We start from the raw sequence: 14,594 nt of genomic DNA, 5'->3' as shown, positions 1-14,594 counted from the left end.
CTACGAAAGCATCATTTGATTGATAATTTGCTTGGTTAAGTGTAAATGTTCTTCCCCAAATTCTTTCCAAGCCAAGCCTAATTCTCGTAAATCGAATTTTGCCACTATCGAACCATATTTTTGTTTTTCACCGTTTACTGTTGGGTAACCAATAACATAAATTACTTGAGCTAGTTCTACTGCTAATTCAATATCATGTGTAGAGAAAATAATCGTATTGTATTCCGAAGTAGAATTCAATAAATCGAAGGATTTTTTTACTTCTATAATATTTCCTACATCAAGTCCTGAAAAGGGTTCGTCCATAACGATGAACTGATCTGAAGAAAAAAGCTGTTCAATAATTGCTGTACGTTGTCTTTGTCCGCCTGACAATTCATTAGGATACTTATCCGCGAAATTATCTAAACCCCATTTGTGCAAATATTCGATGATTTTTTCTTCCTTTTCAGCGTCCGTTAAGCTCGTTTTTCGCAACGCAAATTTTAAGGTTTGATGTACTGTTTTATGTCTAAACAGTGTATATTTTTGGTCCACAAAACCAATATCTCCTTCTTTAATTTCTTTGGCAGCACCTTCTTCATTACTGGTAAAATCTTTAATTAAAATTTTTCCTGTTTTGGGTTCCACCAAACCTGTCAACGCTTTAAAAAAGGTAGATTTTCCTCTTCCAGAACGGCCTACTACAGCAATCACTTGAGACGTACTGTTATGTCCTTCTCTCACGACATCTTTTTCAACTAAATTAATGTCTTTAATAATAATAGTGTCATCATAAGCAACACTAAGATTTTCTACATATAAAAGCGTTTCTTTGTATTCGAAATCCATAAATTTATATTTTAGAGTATCTAAAAAGTGCTCTTCTTAGAAAGTTAATAAACCAATCTAAGGACAACCCAATTAATAAAATAATAATCTGTAATGCGATGATTCTTCCATGATTCATGAACTTATCAGAATTTTTAATTAAAAACCCAAGTCCGCCCGAAGCTACTACTATAGATTCTACCGTTACGAGCATCATCCAAGTAATCGCTAGATTTTGACGAATCACATCAATTACATAATCTAGTCTTCCTAATACAATAACTTGCCAAAGCACTTCAAAACGATTGCATTTTAACGTTTTAGCATGATCAAATTCTTCTTGAGGAATATCTTTAACTACCGCAATTAAGGAAGTCGTTAAGAATGTCGTTAAGAAAATGACCATAATCCAGATTTGCATGTTTCTAGCATCATGAATGACCATTGCTACATAAAATGACAAACCTGTAAAAGGCAAAAAACGAAATTTAGTAACAAATTCTGAAACTGGTTTTAATAGCGGAATAGGCCAACTATACGCAAAAAGTAGCGCAATAGTGGTAGCCAAAAAGATAGAAAGAAAGCACAACTTCAACGAATTGAAAATATGCACGACTAATCCTTCATTATAGAGTTCCGAAAAGCCTTTAAAAACTTGCTGAGGATTAGGAAACAAATGCTTTTCTCCTGATGTTCCCACAAACCAAAGCACCAGTAAAAGCACAATCCAAGCGACTAAAATTATCGTTTTCTTAGATTTTGAAATCGTCTGAAAAGGGGTAATTAATTGCATCATGTTGTTATAAAAAGAAGCTGTACAAAAAGTGCAATCTTGTCAAGCTGAACTTGTTTCAGCTTCATTTAACTATTGATTATCGAATGTTTTTAGATTCCGAAATAAATTCGGAATGACAAAAACAACACTTTTCATACAGCTTCTTACTTTTAGTTTATTTATTTCAATAAAGTAATCACTACTCTTCTGTTTTTAGCTTTTCCTTCAGCAGTACTGTTATCTGCTGTTGGCTCATTAGCACCTTTACCATCAATCATTTGGAAACGATTCAATGGAATACCTTTCTTTCTTAAATAATCCACAACTGCTTCCGCTCTATCTTTTGATAACTTAATGTTTGAATCCGGATTACCCACATTATCAGTGTGTCCTACAATCGTTAATTTTGTATTTTCAGCCTGAATTAATAGGTTGTAAATTTTTTCTAATTCACTAGACGAACTTGATGAAATTTGTGCACTACCCGTGTTAAAGTTAATTCTCCATTCACCAGAAGCCATTACTTCCGTTGCTTGTTCTGTATAATCTGCTTTTTCAGGAGCCGTAGATTGGATATCGTTAATATTTTTAAGGTAAAATAAATTTACAGCATCTTCATAAGCCGATACTTTACCTACGTTTTCATTAAAACCAAAAGGATTTAATTCTGTTAAATAAGTACCAACTTGGTTATAAACCGATTTATATCTATTTACGCCATCCGATAGTCCAAAATATTGCATGGCATCCAAGTAGTTAAATACTTTAGAACCACCCATATTGTAGGTTAATCCGTTTTTTGTTCCTTGTTGTCCTTTGAACATATCGTACCAATATTTAGGACTTTCCATTTGGTATGTATCTGTTACCGCTTCAGAAGCTCTTACTCTCCAATCATCATAATTTTTCATTTGATTAGACGCTGTTAAAGCCGATTTTAAAATATTAGAAACAATCTCAGGATTTTGACTTGCCCATTCTTTTAAACCAATTAAAACTGTTGGCATTTGGTTGTTAAATTCTTTTGTAGAAACAATATCAACAAAACCAGATAATTTATCAAAAACCAATTTGTCACCAGGTGTCCAAGTAGCACAACCATCAATCTTTCTATTTACTGATTTTCCAGTTAGTTTTCCGTTAGAAACTTCTTTTAAAGAAACAGTCCAACCTGTAGTTTGGGATTTAATCAATTCTTCAGCTGATTTGATATAATCATCATTTTCTGAAGGATAAATATTAACAGCTTCTGCATCATAAGTCGCTGGATCTGGGTTTACTTTTAAACCGTTTGCGAAACAATAGTTAACTGTAGTAACCCAGTCACCATCACCTAAAACGGCAGAAATAACAGCACCTTTCATAGTTTGCGGATCTGTTTTCCAGCTTGGTGGTCCAATTAGTTTATCTTCACCATAACTCATTCCTACAGCACCCATTACTTGTAAATGGTATTTGTCCTTCCCGTATTTTTCATCTAATGATTTTTGAACCGAACTGATATAAAAAGGAGCACCGTCACCCATAATCATTACAGCGAATGCACTTTTATCGGATGTTGGAAATTTAGCACCTTGATCAAATTCTTCAATAAATTTCATTTGCATATTGCGTAATTCAGACAACCAATCTTGACGAATGATTTCTAAGTTTACGCCATTTTTTTCCATTAGAGAACCTTTTGTTGTTTTTGGACCACCATTAGAAACGATAATTCCAGATTGCGCATTCCAAGCATAACCCGCGATTCTTACTAAAGGTTTATTGTTTACTTCGTTTGAAACATCTTTTGTAGGCAATTCAATTTTATCTGCGTTTACTACATTGTTTACTTCCGCTTTGTCTAAAGTAATTCCATCTAATTTCTTTGAAACTTCTGTTCTAAGTCCTGGAGATAGAAAATAGATTGCTCCTAAAATTCCTCCTATACCAAGAATAACAATAAGTAATTCTGATAATGTCGTTAGTTTATTTGTTCTAAGAATTTTTCCCATTATGTATAAAAAATTTAGTTTTAGTTATTAAAATATATCACCAAAGCCACCTGCGTTTTGCTTGTCTTCTTTGGTCATTTTGTAATTTGGATTCGAATATTTAGTTGAATCTGGGATGGTATTATCGCCCGTTTTAATTTTATCTGCTAAAGAATCTAAACGAGAATATAGTTCATCATTATCCACTGAATATTGAGACGTTAAAGTGTCTATATCTAATAAATTTTCTGATGTTCTTGCAATATCTTGAGCAATGGTTGAAGTTACTACTTCTAAAGCATATTCTAATTCCCAATCTTTAGTAAACATCATAGCATTTTTAGCACTTTCTGTAGCTGCCTTTGCATTTCTAGCAAATTCATACTCTTTTCTAAGCATGGTAATTGTGGCATCAAAATCGGCAATTTTAATATCTATAGCTGTTCCTGCCAAGGTTAATTTTCGATCCATTTTACCTAAGACATTTGCTCTCACCCCGTATTTTTGGATAAAACTTTTGCTTTGCTCATATTGATTTGAAATACGTTGTGAATTACTTAATTTCTTAGCCAATTCACTTTGTAATGCTACATATTCATCGGTATCTTTTGCTCCAGCACCGTGTTGCCTAATCATTTCGTCCATCGCTGATTTTAACTTTTCAGATTGACGTTGCAAGCTTAAAAGTTGTTCTTGGTAATCTTTCGCTTCTTTTTCAGATTTTGAAGCTTCCATTTCCATTTCATTTTTAAGACCTTTTAGTTTTGCTTTGGTATTCTTAAAAACTTCACGGTTTTTAATCATTTTTTGTTTTTGTTCCTCTAACTCATTAAAGGGATTACTTTGAATTAAAGCTTTATGAATATTTTTAGCCGCAAATCGCAATGCCTTCATAATCACTGGAAACATAATTACTAAAAAAATCAAGAAAATAGCGGTGGCTGATAATGCAATTACTTGACCTAACATGGTAAATAAAGGCGGAATAATATAGGTCCAGGTTAAATAACCTCCAATGCCTAATAATCCTAGAGCGATTACCCAAAAAAGTCCTTTTTCTCCTTTTTTTAATGAATTTGCTTTTAATGCAATTTCTCCTTTAGATTCATCAAAGTGCTTTAAGATAGGTAATTCTAATAAAGTACTTTTCTCTTGTTCGTATTTATTCATTGATATTATAAGTATTGATTGATTCCACTTATGACTAAATTAATCGAGTCTACGATTTTTTGTTTTGCAAAATTGTTCGCTTCTATTTTTAATTGAAGTTCTCTAAGTTCTTGTTCGTTTTTGCTATCAATATTGGCTAATAAAGATTTTTTTTCCTGTAGTTCTTGTTGCATTTGAAGAATTTTCGCTTCTAAATTAGTAATAGAAGTGGTTAAAGCTTCCTTTTCTTTTTGAACTAATCCACTTAAATCTTGTTTTTTAGCATTCCCAGTAGCATCATATTTAGTATGTACTTTGTTAATTTCTTCAATATAAAACTTCGATTTATCCAGCAAATATTCTTTAGTTAAGTCTGGCTTTATTGATTTCCCCATCATAAAAGCCATTTGATAACTTTGCGGATTGGTAATTCCAACAGCTACTACTGATTTATATAACTCAAAAAAATCAAAATCATTTAAATTAAGTGATTCAAAACCTTTTTCATACACTTCTAAAATTTCGTTTACAAAAGGGTTCGCACTAGATTCGTTATTAACGTGTGCTATTTTTTCTTCAGGAAATTTTTGTGTTTGAGTAGTTTGAGTTGATGAATTGGATGGTGTTGCTTTTATAGATTCTTCTTTTTTAGTACCATTTTCAGTTTCGTTTATAAATAAACTCTTCCAATTAAAACCTTCTTTTGACATGTATTAAGTGTTATATTGTTTTTTATTATACGCAAAAACTTTGTTAAAGTTACACTTTTAAAAAAAAATGTTAAAAATATAGCCATTCAAATATAACTAAAAAAGGCTATTTGGTTACCCAAATAGCCTCTTAATCTATTATATATCTTTAAATACTAGCTATTTAAAGCTTCTGCACCACCAACAATTTCTAAAATTTCTCCAGTAATAGCGGCTTGACGTGCTTTATTATAAGTTAATTTTAATTGATTTCTCAATGCTGTTGCGTTATCCGTTGCTTTATGCATTGCTGTCATCCTTGCTCCGTGTTCTGAAGCAAAAGAATCTCTAATCGCTTTATATAATTGCGTTTTTAAAGACTTTGGAATTAACGTTAATACAATTTCTTCTTTTGAAGGTTCGAAAATATAATCTGACGAAATTTCTTCTCCTCCAGAAATTGGTGCTAATGGCAAAAACTGTTCAGTTTTAACAACTTGAGTGGCTGCATTTTTAAAATGATTGTAAACCAATTCGATTTTATCATATTCTCCTGCTACAAATTTATCCATTAAAACTTGAGCAATTTCAGCAACATTTTCAAAAGTAAGGTTATCAAAAACAGCACTTTCATTTGCAATTACTGTATTTGTTTTTTTCAAAACATCATTCCCTTTTTTTCCAATTGCAAACACATCAACTGTTTTTCCTTTGTAAAATTCAGAACGATTTTTTATTTCTTTAATTACATTAGAATTGAAAGCACCACACAAACCTCTATTAGAAGTAATTACAACCATTAAGACTTTATTTACTTCTCTTTGTTCAGCAAAAGCTCCTCCAGTGTTCCCATCTAAAGTAGCACTTAAGTTTTGTAGTAATTCCGTTAACTTTTCTGCATAAGGACGCATTGCTGTAATTGCATCTTGTGCTTTCTTAAGCTTTGCAGCAGAAACCATTTTCATAGCAGATGTAATCTGCATCGTAGATGAAACGGAACTAATTCTATTTCTAATTTCCTTTAAGTTTGCCATTTTTTTAATTTGTCAATTTGACAATTATCAATGTGTCAATTGATTAATCGACACATTGACTAATTGAAAATTAATTAATATTTTGCAGAAATTTCTTTTGCTACTTTAGCTAAAACATCGGTAATATTATCATCAAATTTACCTGATTTTAATGCATCTAAAGTATCTCTGTGTTTTGCATTTAAATATGCTAAGAAATCTTTTTCAAATTCTTTTACTTTTTCAACTGGAACATCTTTTAATAAGTTTTTAGAACCAGCATAAATAATTGCAACTTGATCTTCAACTGTAAATGGATCATTTACCGCTTGTTTTAAGATTTCCACATTACGTTTTCCTTTTTCAATTACATTTAAAGTAACCGCATCTAAATCAGAACCAAATTTAGCGAAAGCTTCTAACTCACGGTATTGTGCTTGGTCTAATTTTAAAGTACCCGCTACTTTTTTCATTGATTTAATTTGAGCATTTCCTCCTACACGAGAAACAGAAATACCTACATTAATTGCTGGACGAACCCCTGAGTTGAATAAATCACCATCTAAGAAAATCTGTCCATCAGTAATTGAGATAACGTTTGTTGGGATATATGCAGAAACGTCACCTGCTTGTGTTTCAATGATTGGTAAAGCTGTTAATGAACCACCACCTTTAACGATTGGTTTTAACGATTCTGGTAAATCGTTCATGTTTTTAGCAATATCATCATCAGCAATCACTTTAGCAGCACGCTCTAATAATCTTGAGTGTAAGTAGAATACGTCACCAGGATAAGCCTCACGTCCTGGTGGTCTTCTTAATAATAAAGACACCTCACGGTACGCTACCGCTTGTTTTGATAAATCATCATAAATAATTAATGCAGGACGACCTGTATCACGGAAATATTCTCCAATTGATGCACCAGCGAATGGAGCATAAACTTGCATCGCAGCAGGGTCAGAAGCATTAGCAGCAACAATTACTGTATAAGCCATAGCTCCTTTTTCCTCTAATGTTTTTGCAATTGCAGCAACTGTAGAAGCTTTTTGACCTACAGCTACATATATACAATATACTGGTTTCCCAGCATCATAAAATTCTTTTTGATTTAAGATGGTGTCAATACAAACTGTTGTTTTACCCGTTTGACGGTCACCAATAACTAACTCACGTTGTCCTCTACCCACTGGAATCATAGCATCAATTGCTTTGATACCTGTTTGTAATGGTTCTGTTACTGGTTGACGGAAGATAACTCCTGGCGCTTTTCTTTCTAATGGCATCTCATATAACTCACCACCAATTGCACCTTTACCATCGATTGGGTTACCTAAAGTATCTACAACACGACCTACGATTTCTTCACCTACTTTAAGAGATGCAATACGTTGTGTTCTTTTTACATTTGAACCTTCTCTTACACCAGTAGATGGTCCTAATAATACCACACCAACATTGTCTTCTTCCAAGTTCAATACAATACCTTCCAATCCATTATCGAATTGAACTAACTCACCGTATTGAGCATTAGATAATCCATACACACGTGCAATACCGTCACCTACTTGAAGTACTGTTCCAACTTCTTCTAATGAAGTACCAGATTGAAAACCTGATAATTGCTTTTTTAATATTGCTGATATCTCAGCAGGTTTAATTTCAGCCATTTTAATTTATAATTTTAACACTTAAAGAAGTGCGATCACTATTATTAATTACTAAACTCTCTTTTTAATTGTTGTAAACTATTTACAACAGAAGCATTATATTGTTTGTCACCTATTCGTAATACAAACCCACCAATAATAGATGGATCTACAATATTCTTAAGTGTTATTTTTTTATTTGAAAAACTAGCAATCTTAGCTAATACTTTTTCTTCTAAATCTTTTGTAATAGGAAATGCAGTAGTAACCAATGCAGTTTCCATATTATTTAATTCATCAAACAAAGTATTGTACTGAGAAGCAATTGTTGCTAAAATTTCGAATCTACTATTTTCTTGTAGCAAACGAAATAATTCTTTAGTTTCTCCTTGTGCTGATGCAAATACTTCTGATATAGCAGCAAACTTAGTAGGTCCTTTTACAACAGGACTTTTCAAAAAATCTTTCAATTCTTTGCTTTCTTTTACCGCAACAACAATTTGTAACATATCGTTATTTACTTGTGCTGTTGTATTGTTTGCTTGTGCAATATCTAGAATAGCCTTAGCATATCGGATAGCTGCTCTACTGGTTGCCATAATTAACTTAATTTAGCATCATCTAACATTTTCTCAACTAATTTAGCTTGAGCGTCATTGTTAGCTAATTCTCCTTTTAATATTTTTTCTGCAATTTCTAAAGACAAAGTAGAAACTTGAGATTTAATTTCAGCCATAGCTGCATTTTTCTCAGCTTCAATAGTTGCTTTTGCTTGAGCAATCATTTTTTCACCTTGTGCTTGTGCTTCTTCTTTAGCGTCTGCAATCATTTTTTCTTTAATTTCACGCGCTTCTTTAATCATGGTATCTCTCTCTGCACGAGCTTCTGCTAATAATTTCTCATTATCAGCTTTTAAATTTTGCATGTCTTTTTTAGCGTTTTCAGCTGCTAATAAAGCATTTTTAATTCCTTCTTCACGTTCTGTGATAGAGTTCATAATTGGTTTCCATGCAAATTTAACTAATAATATGATTAATATTACTAAAATTAACGCTTGCCAAAAAAACAATCCAAATGAAAAATCGTTAATTAACTTATCCATTGTTGAAAATTATATTTATTCGTTTAATTTTTTTTAAAAAATTACCTGCAACCAACCGTTACAGGTAATTATTTTTGGTTCTTTATTATTTTCCTAAGATTAAAGCAGCGAATGCTAAACCTTCTAATAAAGCCGCGATAATAATCATCGCAGTTTGAATTTTACCAGCAGCTTCTGGTTGACGAGCGATTGCATCCATTGCAGATCCACCGATTTTACCTAAACCTAAACCTGCACCGATTACTACTAAACCAGCTCCAATTAAATTGTACATAAAAATTGATTTATATAATTAAACAAAATTTTAAAATTAAACTAAGGCATTATCATGCTCTCCTAACATATCTTCACTATGGTGTTCATCATGATGATGATCTTGAACCGCCATACCAATAAATAAAGAAGACAACATAGTAAAAATAAATGCCTGTAAAAATGCTACTAATATTTCGATAACAGAAATAAACAATGTAAGTCCTAAAGATATAGGAAGATCAGCTGCCAAATTTTTACCCACAAAAATCATCGCAATCAAACTCATAATAACTACGTGACCTGCTGTAATATTTGCAAATAAACGAATTAATAAAGCAAATGGTTTAGTCAATGTTCCTAATAATTCAATAGGCATTAAGATTATTTTCATTGGAACTGGTACACCTGGCATCCAGAAAATGTGTTTCCAATAATCTTTGTTAGCGCTAACTTGTGTAATAATAAAGGTAAACAAAGCCAAACAAACCGTAACAGCTATATTTCCAGTTACATTAATACCTAGTGGAGTCATTCCTAATAAATTCAACAACCAAATAAAGAAAAATACGGTTAATAAAAAGCCCATATATTTTCTATATTTTTTTTCTCCAATATTTGGTATAGCGATTTCTTCACGAATAAAGATAATCAACGGCTCTAAAACTCTTCCAAAGCCAGTCGGGATTGGTCCTTTTTTATATGATTTTGCTAAACCAATAAACAAGAATAATAATAATGCTGAAGTAAACAACATGGAAACCACATTTTTAGTTATTGAGAAATCCAATGGTTTTTCATTTGTTGGATGATGGTGCTCATCATAATTCAATTGTCCTTCTGCATTTGTTTTGTAAATTTTACCATGGTGTAAAGCATAGTAATTTCCATTTACTTCTGCAATTTCTTCTCCATGATGAAATTTGGAAGAAGAAAAAACTTGTACACCTGCTTCTTTATCAAATAAAATTACTGGTAAAGAAAACCCATAATGCTTTCCTTCTTTTTCATCAGAAAAGAATGTAAAATCGTGAGAATCTTGTAAGTGATGCTCTATGTAAGCATTAACTTTATCTTTTTTATCTAAAGACTCTGCTTCTCCATGTCCTTCTCCATGAGCCTCGTGAGCTTCACTAGGAGATTCGTGAGTGGTTTCAGTAGCTACATGAGTAGAATCTGAAATGGTATTAGCAGAACTAAAAAATGGTAGTATCGCTACTGCGAAAGCTACAAATAAATGAAGTGGTCTTTTTGAAATCACCATAACGTTATAAAATGTTCTTTTTACGGTCGTTAAAAATTTTTGCAAAAGTACAATTTTAATTAATATTTCAAGTTTCTAAAATACTTTTTTTTGAGAATTTATCATTTTTTTTATCTAATAGTTGTTTTTGTTTAACAATCTCGCTGTAAAATAGACATCTATGCATAAAAAAAGAACAAACAAAATAAAAAAATAGCCTTTCTCAAAAGTATTTACGGGTTCGTTTTGCAATACGGGTGCTATAAAAATATAACACGCTACAACTTTAATCGTTAACGTAACCAAAAAAACATAGCCTAAGACAGCTTCATTTTTATTTTTGACAAAATCATGAATCAATAATAAAATGGCACTGCTAATGCTTAAAAAAGCAAAAATTTGATGGAGACTATACTGTGTTTTTTCAAAATCAGGCTCCCATTGGAAAACTGCAATTACTAATCTATTGGCTAAATAAATAATAATAAGAAATAAGATATATTGTAAGTATAATGCTTTATTGAATTTCATTTAAGGTTCTATTGATTGAATTGATACTATTTCTCTCCTTTATTAATTTGATTGACTTGCTTAATAACGAAATACAAAGCTACAAACACACCCAATAAAATACTTATCTTTTGAATGTAATGGGTTTGGTATTTTTCATCTAAAAAAACACCTAAATAATTAAAGCCAAAAATTACAACTCCCATCTGAAAAGGAATCGTAAGTAATGCCAACCATTTATTGTATTTATTATTTTTCATTTCACAAATATAAAATAAAAAAGAGGTTGCAAATTACAACCTCTTTTAAAACTAATTCATCTTAACTATTTAGAATTCATATCTAACCGTAAAATTCCACGTTCTTCCTAATCCAAAGAAAGCATTATTACCTGCTGCTATACCATTATATACATTCCCATTCTGATTTAAAAAATTACATAATCATGTTATTTGATTATTTCGACAAGATATTTTTTTCTATTATATTTGATGGGATAATTTCTTTGGTTACCTAAAAAATCATATTTAGAAAAATATTTATTAATTTCTAATTTTTCATAGTTGCCATTGTTATCAATATTATAGATTGCATAAACTAAATTCTCCTCTACTATAAATAATACATTTTCCAAACCTTTAATAAAAAATAAATTTTCAAATTTATTAAAATCAATTTTTGCAATATAGCCAGATAAACTACCATACCTAATTGGATTTGAATAATCATCACTAATTAAAGAAAATAAATACTTATCAAAATTATTACCTGATATTTTAGCATCGCATGATACATTATCATCAAAAACAATCTTACTATTATTATAAACAAAATATTTTTGTGAACAAAAATCATTTGAAAAATCAATTAATTCTAAAACATTCCCTTTAGAATTCAAGTTGTTAAATTTGAATTTTGGAATGGAATAAATTTTTAGAGAATCTAAGTCATATTGCGTTACCAAAAGCATAGAATCTATTTTTAATTCATTCACTAAATAATCCTTGACTTTTAAAGTATATAGATATCTAGTTTGCAAATTTTCATAAGCAACTTTTGAATATTCTTCTTTATTAAAATCAATCCTATAACAAGTATTTTGACTATTTAAGTTCATTGCCAAAAAACATAAGATTACAATCCTTATTAGTTTGTTATATCCATCCATACACTAAATGCTCCTTTTAACTTACTAAAGCTGAATGTTCTATATTGAGCAGGATCCATCAAACTAAATCTATAAGTTAAATTCTTTACGTTTTGTTCAATTTTTGTTATTAAACTTGCATGATATATATTAACTGAAGAATCAGGTTGCCATGAAATCTGAACTATTCTATTAGAATTCATTTGGTTAATTGCCCATTGTGAAATATTTCTTTCATTTAATCTTTGAGAAAAAATTTCAACATTATAACCAGCTGACTCATACATAAATGGTAAATGACTATTTTTAATACCATTTGCATCTGCTCTATCAAACCATGATGAGTTAATTTCTTGTTGTTCGTCACCTCCTAAAAAGAACCAATCTACTGCTCTTTTACAATGATACGTACAAGTTAAATTTCTAGTTTGCCTACTAAAATCTATTTCGAGTTCTGCTTTAACTTCCCAATTTGTACCTGAAAAATCATATTTACCAGTTATAGGATTTCTATTATAAGCTCCAACTACTTTCCAGTTACTTTTTCCTGTCCAGAAATTTGAATCGTCTTTAATCGCCTTTAAACCTCCTGTTATACCTTCTAACAATCCAGAAGTAGCAGCAGCTGTAGAAGCATTTTTTATTAAATCAGCAATTCTTAAACTTCCTCCAGAAGAGAGCGTTGTTACTGTATGATTGTAAATTCCAGATACAAAGCCTTTAACTGTGCCATAATACGCTGTTTGAAAAAATCCAACAGCAGTGGATTTAAAATTAAAAATTGTTGCTACTCCATTCCCCAGTCCAAAAGTCATTGCCGAACTATGAGCTCCCAAAAATGATGCCAATATAAAACTACTAGGTGTAAAAGGCACATCTGCCAATAATGCTGTTAAAGTATAACTGGTAGCACTAATAACTGCACCTACAACAACTGCCGCTAATAGACCAAATTCACCACTTGGATCGTTGTATTTTAATGGATTGTTCAATACATATCCATAACGATTGTAGTTTTGGGTATTGTAAGGATCTTGTATGTTATTATCTGGTTGTAAGAAACGATGTAATTTCGCATCATACAAACGCCCGTTCAGATGAACCAGTCCCACACTTGTTAAATGTTCGTGACCTGTATCTCCTCTATCTAATACGGCAAAGTTAGTTAAAATTGTGCCTTGTCCATCAACTACTTTTATTACTTCTCCCCAAGCATCAAACAAACGTTTCTCGACCACATTTCCTGAAATATCGGTAATAGCTACAATACTTCCTAGGTAATCTCTATGCAAGAACAAATATTCTCCTGTAGTACCATCTGTTTTATACACTACCGGTGCGGTATATCCATCACCTCCTACATAAGTAACAAACTCTACTTCATCTGTGTACGTATTGTGTTTGATTTCCATACTACCCTCTAGCGAATAATATTTACGGTACTGACGTTGCATTTTATCGGCTTGTGTACCTCCATAATACATCGCACTACGGTTATTAGCATGGTTATACGTAAAACTAATACGATCTACACCTGTTTCATAAATCTCAAATGGACTTTTCCATGTGTTGTAAGAAATATTTAATTGCCTTTCAGTAGGAGTCGCTTCACTTGTTTTTCTAATTTGAATATCATCAAACCATAAAATTCCCGTACTATTGTTATCTAAACGGATGTTTAATTTTTTAATATTTGCAGGAACTAAAACTGTTTTCTCAATTTTTACCCATTCCGTTGAAGTAGCTGATTGAACACCATCAAAAGTTGTAGCATATGCCGTTTCATTTTCTGTTTTCATATACATGAAAACTTCAGCCTGTGGATTAGTACCATCACTCTTTACCCAAGCAGAATAGGTGTATTCGGTCGGCACAGCATTATCTATTGCTATCCATGATTCTGCAAAAATCATTTTCTCACTCGTAGTAGTATTATTTATTTTTATTGAAGATGTTCCTGTATGACCTACAGTTGAATCATAAGATAAAACAGTTGGGTCATAATAAGTTGTCCAACCCACTTGTTGCTCCATACTATCATTTAATAAACCTAGTCTATTAGCATAGTATGCTTTTGCTTCTGCCGTTACATCTATAGAGGTATTTTGATACTTTTTAGTGCTGTTACTATAGTTATAAGTACCTAGAGTATTTTCTTTAATACGACCATCATTCTCATAGATTTGCTCTACTTGAACACCCTGAGTATTCGTATAATGTGTTAAGCGGTCTTGATTGTCGTATTGAAAATTCTCCGTCCAGTTAAACAAACTATTGGTTCT

At 31.5% G+C, this 14,594-nt stretch carries 15 protein-coding genes; all 15 read right to left on the bottom strand.

Features of this window, described 5'->3' with window-relative positions; all coding sequences use genetic code 11:
• Window positions 1-831 carry an ATP-binding cassette domain-containing protein gene (locus CX675_RS00075; protein WP_130733161.1) on the bottom strand — a complete coding sequence of 277 codons (831 nt, stop codon included), beginning with the start codon at window positions 829-831 and terminating at the stop codon, window positions 1-3.
• A gap of 4 nt (window positions 832-835) precedes the next feature.
• On the bottom strand, window positions 836-1,606 hold the full coding sequence (locus CX675_RS00070) for an ABC transporter permease (protein WP_130733159.1): 771 nt from the start codon (window positions 1,604-1,606) through the stop codon (window positions 836-838).
• Between the two features lie 158 nt (window positions 1,607-1,764).
• Complete coding sequence (locus CX675_RS00065) at window positions 1,765-3,579, bottom strand: OmpA family protein (RefSeq protein ID WP_130733157.1); 1,815 nt, start codon at window positions 3,577-3,579, stop codon at window positions 1,765-1,767.
• Window positions 3,580-3,606: 27 nt separating this feature from the next.
• Entirely contained in the window at window positions 3,607-4,728 is a 1,122-nt protein-coding gene (locus CX675_RS00060; protein ID WP_130733155.1) for a hypothetical protein, read from the bottom strand.
• Window positions 4,729-4,733: 5 nt separating this feature from the next.
• Entirely contained in the window at window positions 4,734-5,417 is a 684-nt protein-coding gene (locus CX675_RS00055) for a hypothetical protein (protein WP_130733153.1), read from the bottom strand.
• Between the two features lie 155 nt (window positions 5,418-5,572).
• Window positions 5,573-6,430: an ATP synthase F1 subunit gamma gene (gene atpG, locus CX675_RS00050; RefSeq protein ID WP_130733152.1), complete on the bottom strand. Its 858-nt coding sequence runs from the start codon at window positions 6,428-6,430 to the stop codon at window positions 5,573-5,575.
• A 74-nt stretch (window positions 6,431-6,504) separates the two neighbouring features.
• A complete protein-coding gene (gene atpA, locus CX675_RS00045; protein WP_130733151.1) occupies window positions 6,505-8,079 on the bottom strand; it encodes a F0F1 ATP synthase subunit alpha in 1,575 nt (524 codons plus the stop codon).
• Window positions 8,080-8,123: 44 nt separating this feature from the next.
• Complete coding sequence (gene atpH, locus CX675_RS00040) at window positions 8,124-8,657, bottom strand: ATP synthase F1 subunit delta (RefSeq protein ID WP_130733149.1); 534 nt, start codon at window positions 8,655-8,657, stop codon at window positions 8,124-8,126.
• 2 nt (window positions 8,658-8,659) lie between these two features.
• Window positions 8,660-9,160, bottom strand: a complete 501-nt coding sequence (locus CX675_RS00035; RefSeq protein WP_130733147.1) for a F0F1 ATP synthase subunit B — start codon at window positions 9,158-9,160, stop codon at window positions 8,660-8,662.
• Window positions 9,161-9,245: 85 nt separating this feature from the next.
• Window positions 9,246-9,434 (bottom strand): ATP synthase F0 subunit C, encoded by a 189-nt coding sequence (gene atpE, locus CX675_RS00030; protein WP_111566383.1) that lies wholly within the window; start codon window positions 9,432-9,434, stop codon window positions 9,246-9,248.
• Between the two features lie 36 nt (window positions 9,435-9,470).
• Window positions 9,471-10,676, bottom strand: coding sequence for a F0F1 ATP synthase subunit A (gene atpB, locus CX675_RS00025; RefSeq protein WP_130733537.1), 1,206 nt, complete (start codon window positions 10,674-10,676; stop codon window positions 9,471-9,473).
• Window positions 10,677-10,790: 114 nt separating this feature from the next.
• Window positions 10,791-11,186, bottom strand: a complete 396-nt coding sequence (locus CX675_RS00020; RefSeq protein WP_130733145.1) for a hypothetical protein — start codon at window positions 11,184-11,186, stop codon at window positions 10,791-10,793.
• A gap of 26 nt (window positions 11,187-11,212) precedes the next feature.
• The gene (locus CX675_RS00015; protein WP_130733143.1) at window positions 11,213-11,425 is read right to left on the bottom strand and encodes an AtpZ/AtpI family protein; all 213 of its coding nucleotides are present in this window, start codon (window positions 11,423-11,425) and stop codon (window positions 11,213-11,215) included.
• 188 nt (window positions 11,426-11,613) lie between these two features.
• The gene (locus tag CX675_RS00010; protein ID WP_130733141.1) at window positions 11,614-12,333 is read right to left on the bottom strand and encodes a hypothetical protein; all 720 of its coding nucleotides are present in this window, start codon (window positions 12,331-12,333) and stop codon (window positions 11,614-11,616) included.
• Window positions 12,312-14,594 (bottom strand): RHS repeat-associated core domain-containing protein (locus CX675_RS00005; protein WP_205728584.1); only part of this gene is annotated, 2,283 nt, incomplete at its 5' end. The genes CX675_RS00005 and CX675_RS00010, both read right to left, overlap by 22 nt.

This window comes from Flavobacterium sp. J27 (assembly GCF_004303025.1).
GTDB lineage: Bacteria > Bacteroidota > Bacteroidia > Flavobacteriales > Flavobacteriaceae > Flavobacterium.
The sequence above is the reverse complement of the archived record's forward strand: the minus strand, read 5'-3'. Positions and strand labels throughout refer to the sequence as shown.

What these genes read in the sequence shown, in the direction of transcription:
- CX675_RS00075 (WP_130733161.1), bottom strand. Translation starts at nt 831, where the DNA reads ATGGATTTCGAATACAAAGAAACGCTTTTATATGTAGAAAATCTTAGT.
- CX675_RS00070 (WP_130733159.1), bottom strand. Translation starts at nt 1,606, where the DNA reads ATGATGCAATTAATTACCCCTTTTCAGACGATTTCAAAATCTAAGAAA.
- CX675_RS00065 (WP_130733157.1), bottom strand. Translation starts at nt 3,579, where the DNA reads ATGGGAAAAATTCTTAGAACAAATAAACTAACGACATTATCAGAATTA.
- CX675_RS00060 (WP_130733155.1), bottom strand. Translation starts at nt 4,728, where the DNA reads ATGAATAAATACGAACAAGAGAAAAGTACTTTATTAGAATTACCTATC.
- CX675_RS00055 (WP_130733153.1), bottom strand. Translation starts at nt 5,417, where the DNA reads ATGTCAAAAGAAGGTTTTAATTGGAAGAGTTTATTTATAAACGAAACT.
- atpG (WP_130733152.1), bottom strand. Translation starts at nt 6,430, where the DNA reads ATGGCAAACTTAAAGGAAATTAGAAATAGAATTAGTTCCGTTTCATCT.
- atpA (WP_130733151.1), bottom strand. Translation starts at nt 8,079, where the DNA reads ATGGCTGAAATTAAACCTGCTGAGATATCAGCAATATTAAAAAAGCAA.
- atpH (WP_130733149.1), bottom strand. Translation starts at nt 8,657, where the DNA reads ATGGCAACCAGTAGAGCAGCTATCCGATATGCTAAGGCTATTCTAGAT.
- CX675_RS00035 (WP_130733147.1), bottom strand. Translation starts at nt 9,160, where the DNA reads ATGGATAAGTTAATTAACGATTTTTCATTTGGATTGTTTTTTTGGCAA.
- atpE (WP_111566383.1), bottom strand. Translation starts at nt 9,434, where the DNA reads ATGTACAATTTAATTGGAGCTGGTTTAGTAGTAATCGGTGCAGGTTTA.
- atpB (WP_130733537.1), bottom strand. Translation starts at nt 10,676, where the DNA reads ATGGTGATTTCAAAAAGACCACTTCATTTATTTGTAGCTTTCGCAGTA.
- CX675_RS00020 (WP_130733145.1), bottom strand. Translation starts at nt 11,186, where the DNA reads ATGAAATTCAATAAAGCATTATACTTACAATATATCTTATTTCTTATT.
- CX675_RS00015 (WP_130733143.1), bottom strand. Translation starts at nt 11,425, where the DNA reads ATGAAAAATAATAAATACAATAAATGGTTGGCATTACTTACGATTCCT.
- CX675_RS00010 (WP_130733141.1), bottom strand. Translation starts at nt 12,333, where the DNA reads ATGGATGGATATAACAAACTAATAAGGATTGTAATCTTATGTTTTTTG.